General features: G+C 46.3%; 17 protein-coding genes. 9 read left to right on the forward strand and 8 right to left on the reverse strand.

What is annotated here, in order from left to right:
• The first annotated feature begins 40 nt into the window (after positions 1-40).
• The 4 genes from HWX64_RS02580 (at position 41) to HWX64_RS02595 (ending at position 2,081) form a co-directional block, all read left to right on the forward strand.
• Positions 41-1,240 (forward strand): hypothetical protein, encoded by a 1,200-nt coding sequence (locus HWX64_RS02580; RefSeq protein WP_175987003.1) that lies wholly within the window; start codon positions 41-43, stop codon positions 1,238-1,240.
• Between the two features lie 112 nt (positions 1,241-1,352).
• Positions 1,353-1,562: a hypothetical protein gene (locus HWX64_RS02585; protein WP_175987005.1), complete on the forward strand. Its 210-nt coding sequence runs from the start codon at positions 1,353-1,355 to the stop codon at positions 1,560-1,562.
• A 148-nt stretch (positions 1,563-1,710) separates the two neighbouring features.
• Positions 1,711-1,899, forward strand: a complete 189-nt coding sequence (locus HWX64_RS02590) for a hypothetical protein (RefSeq protein WP_175987007.1) — start codon at positions 1,711-1,713, stop codon at positions 1,897-1,899.
• 35 nt (positions 1,900-1,934) lie between these two features.
• Positions 1,935-2,081, forward strand: coding sequence for a hypothetical protein (locus tag HWX64_RS02595; RefSeq protein WP_175987009.1), 147 nt, complete (start codon positions 1,935-1,937; stop codon positions 2,079-2,081).
• Between the two features lie 143 nt (positions 2,082-2,224).
• On the opposite strand, the gene HWX64_RS02600 is transcribed toward HWX64_RS02595, so the two are convergent.
• The 5 genes from HWX64_RS02600 to HWX64_RS02620 all read right to left on the reverse strand — a co-directional run bounded on the left by HWX64_RS02600 (position 2,225) and on the right by HWX64_RS02620 (position 5,100).
• Positions 2,225-2,779 carry a kinase gene (locus tag HWX64_RS02600; protein WP_175987010.1) on the reverse strand — a complete coding sequence of 185 codons (555 nt, stop codon included), beginning with the start codon at positions 2,777-2,779 and terminating at the stop codon, positions 2,225-2,227.
• A 337-nt stretch (positions 2,780-3,116) separates the two neighbouring features.
• Complete coding sequence (locus HWX64_RS02605) at positions 3,117-3,413, reverse strand: putative quinol monooxygenase (RefSeq protein WP_175987012.1); 297 nt, start codon at positions 3,411-3,413, stop codon at positions 3,117-3,119.
• 76 nt (positions 3,414-3,489) lie between these two features.
• Positions 3,490-4,125 (reverse strand): nitroreductase family protein, encoded by a 636-nt coding sequence (locus HWX64_RS02610; RefSeq protein WP_175987013.1) that lies wholly within the window; start codon positions 4,123-4,125, stop codon positions 3,490-3,492.
• Positions 4,126-4,144: 19 nt separating this feature from the next.
• Positions 4,145-4,567 (reverse strand): MarR family winged helix-turn-helix transcriptional regulator, encoded by a 423-nt coding sequence (locus HWX64_RS02615; protein ID WP_175987015.1) that lies wholly within the window; start codon positions 4,565-4,567, stop codon positions 4,145-4,147.
• A 173-nt stretch (positions 4,568-4,740) separates the two neighbouring features.
• Positions 4,741-5,100, reverse strand: coding sequence for a helix-turn-helix domain-containing protein (locus tag HWX64_RS02620; RefSeq protein WP_175987017.1), 360 nt, complete (start codon positions 5,098-5,100; stop codon positions 4,741-4,743).
• A 442-nt stretch (positions 5,101-5,542) separates the two neighbouring features.
• On the opposite strand from HWX64_RS02620, the gene HWX64_RS02625 reads away from it, so the two are divergent.
• From HWX64_RS02625 to HWX64_RS02635, 3 genes are all read left to right on the forward strand, one after another.
• Complete coding sequence (locus HWX64_RS02625; protein ID WP_175987018.1) at positions 5,543-6,748, forward strand: MFS transporter; 1,206 nt, start codon at positions 5,543-5,545, stop codon at positions 6,746-6,748.
• Between the two features lie 224 nt (positions 6,749-6,972).
• The gene (locus tag HWX64_RS02630) at positions 6,973-7,548 is read left to right on the forward strand and encodes an ATP-binding protein (RefSeq protein ID WP_175987020.1); all 576 of its coding nucleotides are present in this window, start codon (positions 6,973-6,975) and stop codon (positions 7,546-7,548) included.
• Complete coding sequence (locus HWX64_RS02635; RefSeq protein ID WP_175987022.1) at positions 7,545-8,084, forward strand: DUF1572 family protein; 540 nt, start codon at positions 7,545-7,547, stop codon at positions 8,082-8,084. The genes HWX64_RS02630 and HWX64_RS02635 overlap by 4 nt, the downstream gene beginning before the upstream one ends.
• 90 nt (positions 8,085-8,174) lie before the next feature.
• Here the strand turns inward: HWX64_RS02635 and HWX64_RS02640 are convergent, their stop codons facing one another.
• Positions 8,175-10,097: a heavy metal translocating P-type ATPase gene (locus tag HWX64_RS02640; protein WP_175987023.1), complete on the reverse strand. Its 1,923-nt coding sequence runs from the start codon at positions 10,095-10,097 to the stop codon at positions 8,175-8,177.
• 219 nt (positions 10,098-10,316) lie between these two features.
• Positions 10,317-11,498, reverse strand: a complete 1,182-nt coding sequence (locus tag HWX64_RS02645) for an MFS transporter (protein WP_175987025.1) — start codon at positions 11,496-11,498, stop codon at positions 10,317-10,319.
• A gap of 124 nt (positions 11,499-11,622) precedes the next feature.
• Between HWX64_RS02645 and HWX64_RS02650 the strand changes: the two genes are divergently transcribed.
• Positions 11,623-12,009, forward strand: coding sequence for an OsmC family protein (locus tag HWX64_RS02650; RefSeq protein ID WP_175987027.1), 387 nt, complete (start codon positions 11,623-11,625; stop codon positions 12,007-12,009).
• Positions 12,010-12,186: 177 nt separating this feature from the next.
• On the opposite strand, the gene HWX64_RS02655 is transcribed toward HWX64_RS02650, so the two are convergent.
• Positions 12,187-12,606: a pyridoxamine 5'-phosphate oxidase family protein gene (locus tag HWX64_RS02655; RefSeq protein ID WP_175987028.1), complete on the reverse strand. Its 420-nt coding sequence runs from the start codon at positions 12,604-12,606 to the stop codon at positions 12,187-12,189.
• Between the two features lie 142 nt (positions 12,607-12,748).
• Between HWX64_RS02655 and cax the strand changes: the two genes are divergently transcribed.
• On the forward strand, positions 12,749-13,807 hold the full coding sequence (cax, locus tag HWX64_RS02660; RefSeq protein ID WP_175987030.1) for a calcium/proton exchanger: 1,059 nt from the start codon (positions 12,749-12,751) through the stop codon (positions 13,805-13,807).
• The last annotated feature ends 117 nt before the right edge of the window (positions 13,808-13,924 follow it).

The raw sequence follows: 13,924 nt of genomic DNA on the forward strand, positions 1-13,924 counted from the left end.
TTATGAATTGCAGACTAAACGCAAAGGAGTGTAAACGAATATGAATGAAGTCAATGAGCCCTCTGGTAACGACAGAGACCGCCTCGATGATCAAGGTCATTCAGAGCAATCACCTGTGGAACAGGAAGGAATGACAGGCGGGGGGACTGAGCAGCCTGTGGAGAAGAGTAAGGGAAAATCTTCATCTGATGGGGATTTTAATCAAATTCCAAATAAGACTCTCGCAGAAGTGTTAAATAGCATCTTCAGCTTAGGCGATCATCTTGAACTATTATATGAAGATGATCAAATCGATGACAATGGAACATTTGTAGCTGCTTTTAACAAGACGCTCTTATGGGCCGATCATGACGGCAACTTCAATGTGACCGATCTAAATGGTCCGCTTTCTGTAAAGAAGGTGCCTTCTAAGAGGAGGCGAAAGAAGAAACAGAAAGAGAACAAGAGAGGACACCGCGACGAAGAAACGAAGGATCCAAAGTCCATCATGGAAGATGTCATGAACAAGATGGAAAATGAAGACAGCGAGAACGAAACAGAAGAAAATGTGATCCTTCGAGTCATGCATGAAGACAGTGAAAATGAAGAAACGTCTGAAGTCACCTTCGAAATCATCGACGATTCCTCAGAAGATTCAATGGATCAGGAGGAAACCTCTTCGGAGGAAGAAAACCTTGACGAAGCCGGATCTGATGTGGAAGAAATCACTATTGTGATGGATGAGGAGGAAGATCACTCTGAGACAGACGGCAATCTTGAAGTATCTGTAGATGATACAGATGCGGAAGATGAAGACTCAGAAGAAGAAATTTCTCTGGAATTAGCCATTGAAGAAGAAATCGACGAAGAAACAGAAGAAGAAACCGACGAAACCGGCGATGAAGCATACGAAGAAATAGAAGAAGCAGAAGCAGAAGATGAAGCTGCAGAAGAAACCGACGATGAATCAGATCAAGCAGATGAAGAAGCAGAAGAAACGGAAGAAGCCGGAGAAGAAACCAAAGAAAGCATGAGTATTGAGATAGCTGAGGTTCACGACGAGGATGAAGTTGAAGAAGAGCAGGCCATTTCACTAGTAGAGTACGAACCAGAAAAAGACCAGGCTGTTTCACTAGTAGACGAATCACTAGAGACATCCGACACGGAGGAAGAGGAAATGGAAGAAGCCTCCGAGGAAGGATCGGAACCTACTCTCATTGCAATTCCTGAAGGTCCATCACACGAGGAAAAGAGAGATTAGTCTAGTAAAATCTTTTGAAAAAGCAGAAATTTTTTTGAAATCTAGTTATCTGCCTTTACGCATCAACAAATCCGGCATAAATATAGAGTAAACACCGAAAGGAGGAAACATAATGGCAAACTTATTTGGAAAGTGTGGAAACATGGCTGATTTCCTTAATAAAATTTTATCTATGGGTGACAAAATCGAAGTGTTGTCCGGTGACGACGAAATCGAAGAGGGTTCATTCATCGGTGCGAGCGACAACTTTGTAGTTTGGGTTGACGACGACGGGGACATGAACACTTCTGACCTGAACAGTGTGACTGTTCGTAAAGTATAGTCACATTCAGACTGAAAATGACTGGAAAACATTCCAGTCATTTTTTTCTGAAAAAAAATGAAACGATAGGTAAGCGCCCTATCAAATTTCATTTTATTTAATATAAATATATAGACTGATTGATTAAAGGAAGAAGGGAGGAGTCACAATGGGACTTTCTGAAAAGTTGAATAGTGTACTAAAGCTTGGTGACAAAATCGAGGTACTATCAGGTTCTGATAAAATTGACTGCGATGGAACATTCATTAACGCAGAAGATCACTATCTAGTATGGTCTAATGGAGATGGAGACATTTTATTTACTCAGCTGGATAATGTAACGGTTAAAAAGGTGTAATGATATAGATTGACATTTGCAGGTGCAGTACTTTTGTGGCGAAAGTACTGCACTATTTTTATGGATCGGTGTTGGGGCCGCCGGTCGAATGTTATAGAGTACATGGCGGAGATCTTTTTGCTCATACCATGACACGGGGGAAGACGATGTTCATTGCCGGCTTGTCCTATTTGGTATCATGAAAGATTCCTCATTTCTTATGGGGATAGGAGGACGCAGCATGTTCATGTTCGACTCGATATGTGTCGGCTTGTCCGACGGTAAATCTTTTTGAAGACTGTCTTTCCCCTATGTCACGGGAAAGACAGTCTACGAAAGGCGCCGTCTATTTATGTTTTTTCCAGGCATCAAATAGCTTTGGGTTCACACTCTTCACATGCAGAAGGAACTCCTTGGCTAATCCGAATTTATCCATTCCTTTTAACAGCTTCGTCGGAACAGGGGAATCAGAGGTGAACGCGCGTTTATGATCAATGACCTTGAAATCGCCATTTTCATCCATCAGCATATGGCGAACCTCCGTATCCCATCTTGTGAAGCCTAATTTCTTGAATTCATCCAGAACGAATAATATCCTCTTCGTCATATCTTCATCGATTGTCCCGTGCCGTTTCATATGGCGGGCAAGGGAGATCCCTTTGATGAACTCCATTACGATATAATTGTCGCCGTATTCATACAGCCGGGGCATAATGGATGAAGCTTGCCCGATTTGCATTGCCTCCAGTTCCCTTTGATGTGTTTCTTCTTTAAAGAAGTATTTTACGACTTTATTGTCGGCTACTTTGTAAATTTCTCCGTCTTTCCCATCACCGATCATATCAAAGGCTGCAAGATCCTTTTTCGTGATTTTCTTGCTTCCGTTAAATAGATTCTCCACCGGTCTTCACTCCTTTACATAGAATTCTTACACTTTTTCTATATTGTATGGAGTTGGAAGCGTTTATGTAACCGAGCCAAACGTTGAATTTACTAGAAAGGCTGCCAAGCTTTCCGCCATATTGGCTTAGAGCAGGGGTCTGTTATTTGCATGAGCTATTCTTTTGGGAAGAGGGGCCGTGATCTTTATGAGTGTATGAGGTGCTTAAGGGATCAGCTCATATTAGAAAGGGTCCAAGAAGATGAGCCTTCTTGGACCCTTTGACGGCAGGGACTGGGACTGCTGAGCATTTCTACAGCTTCCGCAGTTTATTACTAAGGTATAATGTACCTGACGTTTATCGTTCTACCTTATTCCCTTCGAAAATCTGCACATCGATCGGGGCTGCCATATATTCAGGAGCTCTACCCGCGAAGGAAACGAAATGGCTGCTTGTGTTGTGAGCTTCCACAGCGGCCTGGTCTTTCCAAATTTCAACCATGGTGTAAGTGTGGTCTGTTTCTGTCGATTTCATCAAATCGTAGGAGACATTGCCGTCTTCTCCCCGTGAGGCAGCGACCAGGGACTGCATTTCCTCCAGGAATGCCCCTTCTTTTTCAGGGATGATTTGAAAATGTGCGTGTATGATGATCATATAAATTCCCCATTTCTTTTATAGAATGATTTTTTCAAGTGAAAGGTGGGACAGGGAGCCTGTCCCTTGTCCCGGATTATTTCCACTCTGTAATTTTTTCGACCGGCAGGCGTACGGATTTGTAGCCTGCATCGGCTGCTTTACCGATGGATATGAGCATGACCGGGTAGTAGCGCTCTTTATCCATGCCGTATGCTTCCGCGATTTGATCTTTTTCATAGCCGCCGATTGGATTGGTGTCGTAACCGTGGGCGCGGGCTGCGAGCATCAGCTGCATCGATACAAGGCCGGCGTCAATCAAGTTCATTTCTTTGTATTGTTCTGCTGGCATTACATCAAGAAGGCCTTTGATTGAAGGAAGCTGGCGGTCCCGTACTTCAGCCGGCATATAGCCTTTTTCCACGGCTTCATCATAGATTTCATCCGCGTAATCCAGGCTGTTCATGTCAACAAATACAGCGATGACTGCTGAAGATGTCTTCACTTGCGTTTGGTTGAACTTGGCGAGCGGTGCCAATGTCTCTTTTCCTTCAGGGCTGTCGATGACAAGGAAGCGCCATGGCTGAAGATTGACTGAAGAAGGGGCAAGCGTCGCTTCTTGCAGAATTTCAGTCATTTCTTCTTTGCTGATTTTGACAGAAGGATCATAGTTGCGGATCGAGCGGCGTCCTGTGATGATGTCTTGAAAGTCATTGATTCTTGTTGTGTTCATGTTGCAAAACTCCTTTATATTAGTGTTGAATATCTTTTACATTTTGCTGAATTCGGATGAGTAAATCCGAAAGCATCTCTTGTTCATCCATGCTGAAACCTTTCAGCACCTGGGTAATGAACTGCTTCTTTTCCTGACATAACGCTTTGATTTTTTCCCTTCCTTCATCTGTCAGGCTGACAAATGTGACTCGGTTATCGTCCGGATTCTTTCTGCGTGATACCATTCCCTTGGCTTCAAGCTGCTTTAAATGCCTAGTAACAGCCGCATTGTCGATATTCACTTCGCGCTGCAGGGCACGCTGGCTGATTTCGTCAACTTCCATCAGCTTGTGCAGCAGGTCCAGCCGCGATTGGCTGATACCGGTGCAGCGTTCAAATTTCGGGCTCAGCTGTTTATAAATATCATTCAGATGACGTAAGATCTTTTCTTCGCTGGACAAAGCATTCTCCTCCTATAGAAGATTGAGGGGTCAATTATTGACACGTCAATTAATATAATGCACCTTGGTTTCGAAGTCAAAACATCCGATTCGCCTCTTACTCACTGACGGACAATTGATGAAAAAGAAAACACCCTGAATCCTTATGGATCCGGGTGTTTTTACGTTTTTAGTCATTCGTTTTCTCCAGAAATCACCAATACATCTTCGCCTTCGGATATCGTTTTCTCAATATGCTGCTCTCCCCATGAACAGAGCATCTGCAGGGCGGGAGCCAGAGAGGTGCCGTAATCAGTCAGTTCATATTCCACTTTCGGCGGCACCTGATTATAGATGATCCGGTTTAGGACGCCATCTGCTTCGAGCTCCCTCAGCTGCTGGGTGAGCATTTTCTGGGTGATGTTCGGCATCATCCGTTTCAGCTGGCTGGTGCGAAGCGTGCCGTTATCAATCAGGTGGCAAAGGATGACGACCTTCCATTTCCCGCCGATGACTTCAAGTGCCGCTTCCACAGGGATATTGTACTTCTTCATTGGTATACCTCCTCTAAGTATCTTTTCTTACTGTATAGCTTGTTCCTTATGATAGTGTTCATGAGATTATTTACAGATGAATATAACACAGCCGATCATCCTTTCCTAATGGGCGGATTGCCGGCTTATGGTTACTTCCGGGTGCGTATTGCACTTTAAAGTGCGTACTTCTCAAGCTTTCCGGAAGGGTGCATAATCGACCCTGTACCTTGATGGTACGACAAATTTCAGGACCATTCCATACGGTACTTGCAGGTGCCTATGGAACTTCACGGTACCTACAGCACTTTAAAGTGCGTAATTCCAATTTGGAACCATACGCCTCATAATGTTGGATATGCGGGAAAGCGAAAGGCGCCTTCGGGAGTACCGGGTGTTTAGTATGTAAAAGCTGGGTTTCGCCCCAATAAAATGAATTTAATCTATAAGGAGGAATTCTCTCATGAGTTCTCATGCACATACAATCAATCACTCAAAATCAAAAGGAGGGACGCCGGCATTATTGGCGCTGGCGATCTCCGCGTTTGGAATCGGGACGACGGAATTTGTCCCGGTTGGATTATTATCATCCATTGCAGATGATTTATCGATTTCGATCACACTTGCCGGATTATTGATTTCCGGATATGCAGTCGGAGTGGCGATCGGTGCCCCGATCCTTACTGCTTTGACAAGTAAAATGAGCCGGAAGACGCTGCTCATGTCCCTGATGATTTTATTTATCGCAGGGAACTCTGTTTCTGCGTTGTCATCGAGCTTCGGGCTGCTTCTTGCCGCCCGGTTCATCACGGCCTTTTCACATGGTATCTTCTTTTCAATCGGTTCGACGATTGCCGCGGATTTAGTGCCTGCCAATAAACGGGCGAGTGCGATCGCATTCATGTTTACCGGTCTGACCGTCGCGACCGTTACAGGTGTCCCGCTTGGAACGTTCATCGGGCAGGCGTTTGGCTGGAGAGCGACGTTCTGGGGAGTGGCCCTGCTCGGAATCATCGGCATCATAGCCAGCTCCATTCTTGTACCGAAAGACTTAAAAGAAGCACCACCTGCGAAATTCAGTGAACAGCTGAAGATTTTACGTAATGGAAAGTTACTATTGGCGTTTACCATCACAGCACTTGGATATGGCGGGACATTCGTGGCATTTACGTATCTGACTCCGCTATTGGAAAATGTCACAGGATTCAGTTCAAAATGGGTAAGCATCATCCTGCTTGTCTATGGAATCGCAGTTGCGATCGGTAACGTGGTCGGAGGGAAAGCTTCGGATAAAAATCCTCTTAAGGCATTATTCTGGATGTTCATCCTGCAGGCGGTCATTCTCGTTGCATTGACGTTTGCGGCACCATTCAAGACTGCCGGATTGATCGCAATCTTCCTGATGGGATTGTTTGCTTTCATGAATGTTCCGGGGCTCCAGGTCCTTGTCGTGAATCTGGCGGAAAAATACGTGCCATCAGCCGTTAATGTGGCATCCGCACTGAATATCGCGGCCTTCAACGTCGGGATTGCCATCGGATCCTTTGTCGGCGGCATCATCGTGGATGGCATCGGACTGATTCATACACCTTGGATCGGTGCTCTGATGGTCGGTGGAGCCGTGTTGCTGACGGCTTGGCTGCGCCGGTTGGAGCGGTTTTCAGCTTAAACAAATCTATTATTCTGCAAATCGCCCCGTGAATGGCACGGGGCGATTTTTATATCCTTGGAAATGTTCTACTGGTGAGCAGTGATTATGGTAAAATTAGGATAAATAAGTATGGCTGTCTTTTAGGATGAGTCTTTGTTGTGGGAATTTTTTTAAATCAATGGAAATGACAACAGGAAGGAACTGTGAATCTACTAAAATAGAATTCGGAATGGGGGAGCAGGATGGAACGTTTAGTCATCATGACCGTCGGCAAGACACACAGCGGAAAGTCGACATTCGCAACGAAATTAGAAAAACAACTGGAGAACGCCGTTGTGGTCGATCAGGACCGCCATGCAGAGTTCATCAACACATATTATAGTAAGTTATTGGCAAAAGAGGGCCCGAACACGATCAAATATGCCGTTACGAAGACGATTGTCGATCATGCAATCGAAGAAACCGGCTGCCATCTCATCATCTGTAATTCCAACCGAAGCAGGAGCGGGCGGCAGGATTTGCTTGATTATTTTCACAATAAGGGGTTCACGAGTATCCTGGTCAATTTCGATTTGCCCGACCGTGTTCTGAAGGAACGTATTGCAGCTAGTTCAAGAAGTAAAAAAATTTTCAGGAGTGCTGCTACTTTTGAAGAAGTGCTTGCGCGGCAGAATGCAGAGTCGGACAAAAATGGTGTGACCTCTCCGGTGGAAGGGGAAGCCGATTATTTATTTGTCATAAGGGATACGAATGATGTTAGTGGAGTGATCCAAGAGATTGGGAGGATTTCTTCTAGTAAAAGAGGAGGGGACTTATGAACATCGGACACGAATATTTGAAAATAATCATTGAACGATTTAAGAGCGTGAAAAGCCTGGGGGATAAAACCATTAACCAATTATCTGAAGAAGCCATCTTTTGGATGTATAACAATGAGTCAAATAGTGCAGCAACCATCGTGAAGCACATGAGCGGAAACATGCTTTCAAGATGGACGGACTTTTTGACTTCAGATGGCGAGAAGGCTTTTCGGAATCGGGATGAAGAATTCAATCATGATCTTTCTTCGAAATCAGAAGTGAAGTTGGTATGGGAAAAGGGCTGGCAGATTCTGATGGATGCATTGACGGGGTTGACTGAACAGGATCTATTAAAAACCATCACCATTCGGGGAGAACGTCATTTGGTGATGGAGGCCATCGAGAGGCAGTTGGCCCATTATGCGTATCATGTGGGACAGCTCGTATATATCGGTAAACAGGTAAAAGATGATCGCTGGAAAAGCCTCAGTATTCCAAAGGGAAAATCAGAGGAGTATTTAAAAGAGATGCTCGATAAGCATCATGGCAGCTAAGCCGGGAAATGCGGATTGGCTGATGCAGGTTAAAATGTTCAATTCAAAGGAAAAACTCGCCCGAATAACAATCAGGCGAGTTTTTTAAATTCAAGATTTCAACAAGCGCAATCCATTTAAAATAACCAAAATCGTACTTCCTTCATGCCCGATGACCCCATATGGAAGGTCAAGCAGCTGCAGAAAGTTGGAAGCGATCAGGACCATGATGACGCCGATAGAGAAGACGACGTTCTGCTGGACGATACGCTTCATTTTCTTCGATAGTTTGATAGCTTCAGCGATACGGGTGAGGTCGTTTTTCATCAGTACGACGTCCGCGGTTTCAAGGGCGACGTCTGTTCCTTCACCCATCGCGATGCCGACGTTTGCCGTTGCGAGAGCAGGGGCATCGTTGATTCCGTCTCCGACCATTGCGACCGTTCCGAAGTGGTTCTTCAGTTTCTTCAGTTCTTCCACTTTCGTTTCAGGGAGGCATTCAGCGATCAGGGACGTGACGCCTGCTTCTTTCGCGATGGCATGGGCGGTCTTTTCATTATCACCGGTGAGCATGATCGTTTCGATGCCTTCTTTTTTCAGTAATTCGAGGGCTTCGATCGTTTCCTTGCGAACGACGTCTTTCAGTGCGATCAGCGCTGCGATTTCACCATCTTTAGCGGCGAAAACCGTGGTTTTACCTTCTGATGCGAGCCCGCTGTAAGCACCGTTCATGTAATTGGCGGCCTGTTCTTTTCCGACAAAATCAGCTTTCCCGATTTTCCACTCTGAACCGTCTACTAAGGCTTTGACACCCCAGCCTGACACGTCTTGGAGCGAATCCGGCTGGAAGAGGCCAGTCTTCAATTCCTTGCGTACATGCCCGACGATTGCCTGAGCGAGCGGGTGGTTCGATTGATTTTCAATGGAAGCGATGATGGTCATGACTTCCTGCCCGTCAAATCCTTCAGCGATGAGTGTATCCGTAACGGCAGGTTTCCCTTTCGTAAGTGTACCTGTTTTATCAAATGCAATGGCTTTCAGGTTGCTCAGGTTCTCCAGGTGGGCGCCTCCTTTAAAAAGGATCCCGTGGCGTGCGCCGTTTGAGATGGCAGACAAGCTTGCCGGCATGATCGATGCTACAAGGGCGCAAGGTGAAGCGACAACGAGCAGTACCATCGCGCGGTAGAAGGTCTCCGTCCAGCTCCATCCGATCAGGAAATGAGGGAGGAACATCATCAGGAAGACCACGGCAAGGACCACTTTGACATACGTGCCTTCAAAGCGTTCGATGAACTGCTGGGAAGGGGATTTTTCACTCTGGGCGGATTGCACAAGGTCAATGATTTTCTGGAATAATGTTTCGCTGCTCGGCTTAGTCATTTCGACGGTGATGGCACCGTTGATATTGACCGTCCCGGCGAACACTTCATCGCTTGAAGCTTTTGTGACCGGCACCGCTTCACCGGAAATCGCGGCTTCATCAATGGAAGTCTTTCCTTTTACGACTACCCCATCAGTAGGTACACGCTCACCAGGCTTGATCAGAATGTGGTCACCGATATCAAGGCTCGAGACATGGACTTTCTTTTCACCTGAGTAAGTCACCAGCCAGGCTTCTTCCGGCTGCATTTCCATCAGGGCGGAGATTTCTTTCTGACTCTTGTTCATCGTGTATGTTTCAAGGGCTCCGCTGACTGCAAAGATGAAGATGAGGATGGCACCTTCCGTCCAGTAGCCGATGATGGCAGAACCGACCGCTGCAAAAATCATCAGCATTTCGACATTGAGTTCCTTGTTCTCAATCGTTTCTTCGATTCCTTCCTTGGCTTTGGCGAATCCCCCGATCGCGAAGGCGAGCAGATAGGAGACGGTGCTCAGAGTGTCAGTGTCTCCTTTCGAGAAGAGCCATCCCAGCAGGATGAACACACCGCTTACAAGCGCTGCGATCAATTCAGCGTGTGGTTTTATTTTTTCAAGGAAATGGATCTGTTCTTTGGGATTTCCGAGTGACATGGCTTTGGATTGTGAGCTCATAGGGTACTCCTCCTTTTGTTTAAATGAAAATAGGAATTTCTAATTGATAATAATAATCAACGTCATTATCCTTATAAAACGACGAAAGCTGCCACCTGTTAAGGATGACAGCAAATCTATGCGTGTGTGGATTGGACTTTTTAAAGAAGTTTTTAATTTATAATTATTATAATCTGATAGTACCATATCTTTATGTGAAAGAAAAGGATTTTGTGCGGATTAATTTTGTGTGACTTCCCGGCGCCTGTTTTGAACGGAGAAGACGAGAAGGCTTACGAAAATCACAAGCATCATCAAGCTGATCATATAGAAGAAGCTCGGTCCGCTGAACCATTCGATCACGATCCCGCCGATGAACGGGCCCATCATGCTACCGAAGCTGAAGAAGATGCCGCACATGATATTCCCGGCAGGAAGCAATTCCTTCGGAAGAAGATCGGTCATATAACTGATTCCGAGGGAGAAAGTCGATCCGACCGCCATGCCGGCAAGTGTGAAGCAGGTGAATAAGCCGATTGTTGATTCCGAGACGAAACCGGCAGCGGTAAAGCATAGGAATCCGATCATCATGACGATGAGAAGGACATTCTGTCTGCCGTATTTGTCACTCATCACACCGAGCGGTACCTGCGAAATGATGCTTCCGACAGCGAATGCAGGAAGCAGGATCGAGACGGCTTCGACCGATATTCCGTTTCGGAGGGCGAATACCGGGAAGTTTCCGTTGAGCGATGCTTCAAGGAAACCGTAGCCAAGCGGCGGAAGAAGCGCGACCCATGCATATTTCAAGACCTTCCCGAAGCGCTGGAATGATCCTAGGAACGAAGCACTGCCTATATTTTGCTGCTCGGGGAATTCGTTTTTCAATTTAAAGACGAAGCTCCAGACGAGCAGGCTCAAAGCCGAAGAAATCATAAACGGAAGCGCCTGGCTGTACTCGATGAGCTGTGCCATCAGCGGTCCGACCGCAAATCCTATTCCGAATGAAACCCCGTAGATCGATATGTTTCTGCCGCGATGCTCTTTTGGTGAGAAAGATGTGATCCATGTTTGGGTGGCGAAGTGCAGCATATGATCGCCGATCCCGATGAACAAACGGAGCGCAAACCAAAACCAGAACGACTTCCATAATGGAAAAAGGAAGAGTGACAGGGCGACAACGATTCCGCCGATGATGATCATCGGTTTGTAGCCGATTTTCTGTAGCGGTTTTTCCATCAGTGGTGAAGCAAGTAAGATTCCTATATAGAGGGCGGTGGCGTTCAGGCCATTCAATGAAGAGGAAAGGCCGTCCTGCTCGAAGATGATCGCGATCAGCGGCAGGAGCATCCCTTGAGAGAAGCCTGAAATCGCGACGATGGCCACCAGTACCCAGAAGCGGAAAGATAATGATTGATTCATGTGCAAAAACTCCTAAACTAGTAATTTCCTTATTAGATGGTACCCCGGATTCGATTGTTTGGCAATGGGGAGCGGATAGAGTAAAATTTAGAGCAATCATGATATGAGAGAAAGGATGAGGGTAATGGAATTCAAAATGCAGGAAGGCGGATTTTATTCTGACCTGGGATTTGGGAAGCTGGAGGTGTCAGGTAACGAAGAGTATGGATTCCGTCCATTCCAGCTGCTCGTTTCGTCTATAGCGGTCTGCAGCGGCGGTGTCCTTCGAAAGGTGCTCGAGAAAATGCGTATCGAATTCGATGATATCCATATTAAAGCGGATGTCGTCAGAAATGAAGACGAAGCGAACCGTGTAGAAGAAATTTCGCTGCATTTCACAATCAAGGGAGAGAATCTGAACGAGAAGAAAATCGAAAAAGCCATGAAGCTTACACGCAAAAACTGTTCCATGGTCCAATCCGTGCAGGACTCCATCAAAATCGAAGAAACCTTCGAACTCGTCACGCAGTAACGCACTGCAGTAACGAGGGACGGGCCTTCAAGGGAGAAATCATTTCCCTTGAAGGCCCGTTTTTTTTGGTTTCAAGCACGGTAGAATGTGGGAATAAAGTGGTATCAGCTGGTAAAACCAAAACGAAAGGCCCGTCCCAGACTGCGTTAATGCGTTAAAAGCCCGTCCCTCACTGTGCTAAAGTGTCAGTTCCTGTGGCTCCTTGCCTGGTTTTTCGTAGTAGAGGATGGTGGCCGGGCTTAGTTTGAGCAGCATGTATTCAGGGTCGTCGGGGCTTGCGATCCAATGCTTGAGCTGTTCCGACCAGAATTTTTTCTTGAGTTCTGCTGAGTCCTCGATGGATGCCTTCGCTTCTATTTCTACATAATGTTCATGATCTGAGTCGCGGTCATAGCCGAGGAGGATATGAACATTCGGATTTTGCGCGATATCCTCCGCTTTATGGGCGTGCTCATTTGTGGCTGTGTAAAGAGTTAGATCATCATTGTTGAACATCATGAAACGTGAATACGGCTTGTTGTCACGGATGGTTGCGAGTGTCCCGACCTTGTGGTGGGAAAACAGCTTGGTTACTTTACCTTTTAGCGTATTTGTCATAAAAAGTCCCTCCTGGAAAAAGTTCTATCTATTAATGTGTCTTTTCTCCATGGGTTTCATGAGTTTGTTGGCAAAAAAAATTTACCGTCTCCATACACTAGGTAAGGGACCTTAAATATTCTTAGGAAAAGAGGACTGCACTGTGCATAAAATCTTCTTGATTCTTGTATTGGGAGGCGTTCCGTTATCAGTCATCGGAAATCTTCTTCACTGGCCGACCGTCATGATGTTTGCCGTGTACTGTGTGACGATCATCGCACTTGCAGGCTTTATGGGAAGGGCGACGGAGAGTCTGGCCGTGATTTCCGGCCCGCGGATCGGCGGATTGTTGAATGCCACCTTCGGAAATGCAGTTGAACTTATCATCTCTATCTTTGCGTTAAAAGCAGGACTGATCGGTGTCGTACTGGCCTCACTGACAGGGTCTGTACTTGGAAACCTGCTGCTGGTGGCGGGACTTTCATTCTTCGTCGGGGGGATCAAATTCAAACGCCAGAAATTCAATGTGTTCGATGCCCGCCACAATTCGGGCCTCCTGATGTTCGCTGTCATCGTCGCGTTCGTCATCCCAGAAGTGTTCGCACAGGAGATGGATGATGCAGCAACGATGACGATGAGCCTTGGAGTGGCAGGCATTCTGATCGCACTTTATTTATTTGCGCTTTTCTTCAAGCTCGTCACGCACCGCGGGGTATATCAGCATGATGAGGGTCATGGAGAGCATGCCCATGAAGAAGAGCCGGAATGGAGCAAAGGAAAGGCACTCCTCATCCTGGCGGCATCCACGGCAGCCGTTGCATACGTATCAGAAAGCTTAGTGCACACTTTTGAAGAGGTCGGCACTGCTTTCGGCTGGAGTGAGCTGTTCATCGGGGTCATCATCGTCGCGATCGTCGGGAATGCCGCGGAGCATGCTTCCGCCATCATCATGGCCTATAAAAACAAGATGGACATCGCCGTCGAAATTGCAGTCGGTTCAACCCTGCAGATTGCCATGTTCGTCGCACCGGTGCTCGTGTTCATTTCGCTGTTCTTCGAAACAAGCATGCCGCTCGTCTTTACCCTGCCGGAGCTGGTCGCCATGGTATCAGCAGTACTTGTCACAATCATCATCTCGAATGATGGGGAGACAAATTGGTTTGAAGGACTCACCTTACTGGCCGCTTACTTTATCATGGGTATCGGTTTTTATCTTTTGTAATGAGGCAGCTTTAGAAAGAGCAAAAGAAAGATCAGGAAGCCCAGGTGGCAGTTATGAAACCAAAAAAACAGCGGTGTCCACGAATGGACCCGCTGCCTTTTTGGGAAAATAGGAATT

Origin of the sequence: Bacillus sp. Marseille-Q1617 (assembly GCF_903645295.1) — a bacterium.
Taxonomy (GTDB): Bacteria; Bacillota; Bacilli; order Bacillales; family Bacillaceae_B; genus Rossellomorea.

What these genes read in the sequence shown, in the direction of transcription:
- HWX64_RS02580 (WP_175987003.1), top strand. Translation starts at nt 41, where the DNA reads ATGAATGAAGTCAATGAGCCCTCTGGTAACGACAGAGACCGCCTCGAT.
- HWX64_RS02585 (WP_175987005.1), top strand. Translation starts at nt 1,353, where the DNA reads ATGGCAAACTTATTTGGAAAGTGTGGAAACATGGCTGATTTCCTTAAT.
- HWX64_RS02590 (WP_175987007.1), top strand. Translation starts at nt 1,711, where the DNA reads ATGGGACTTTCTGAAAAGTTGAATAGTGTACTAAAGCTTGGTGACAAA.
- HWX64_RS02605 (WP_175987012.1), bottom strand. Translation starts at nt 3,413, where the DNA reads ATGATCATCATACACGCACATTTTCAAATCATCCCTGAAAAAGAAGGG.
- HWX64_RS02610 (WP_175987013.1), bottom strand. Translation starts at nt 4,125, where the DNA reads ATGAACACAACAAGAATCAATGACTTTCAAGACATCATCACAGGACGC.
- HWX64_RS02620 (WP_175987017.1), bottom strand. Translation starts at nt 5,100, where the DNA reads ATGAAGAAGTACAATATCCCTGTGGAAGCGGCACTTGAAGTCATCGGC.
- HWX64_RS02625 (WP_175987018.1), top strand. Translation starts at nt 5,543, where the DNA reads ATGAGTTCTCATGCACATACAATCAATCACTCAAAATCAAAAGGAGGG.
- HWX64_RS02630 (WP_175987020.1), top strand. Translation starts at nt 6,973, where the DNA reads ATGGAACGTTTAGTCATCATGACCGTCGGCAAGACACACAGCGGAAAG.
- HWX64_RS02635 (WP_175987022.1), top strand. Translation starts at nt 7,545, where the DNA reads ATGAACATCGGACACGAATATTTGAAAATAATCATTGAACGATTTAAG.
- HWX64_RS02640 (WP_175987023.1), bottom strand. Translation starts at nt 10,097, where the DNA reads ATGAGCTCACAATCCAAAGCCATGTCACTCGGAAATCCCAAAGAACAG.
- HWX64_RS02645 (WP_175987025.1), bottom strand. Translation starts at nt 11,498, where the DNA reads ATGAATCAATCATTATCTTTCCGCTTCTGGGTACTGGTGGCCATCGTC.
- HWX64_RS02650 (WP_175987027.1), top strand. Translation starts at nt 11,623, where the DNA reads ATGGAATTCAAAATGCAGGAAGGCGGATTTTATTCTGACCTGGGATTT.
- HWX64_RS02655 (WP_175987028.1), bottom strand. Translation starts at nt 12,606, where the DNA reads ATGACAAATACGCTAAAAGGTAAAGTAACCAAGCTGTTTTCCCACCAC.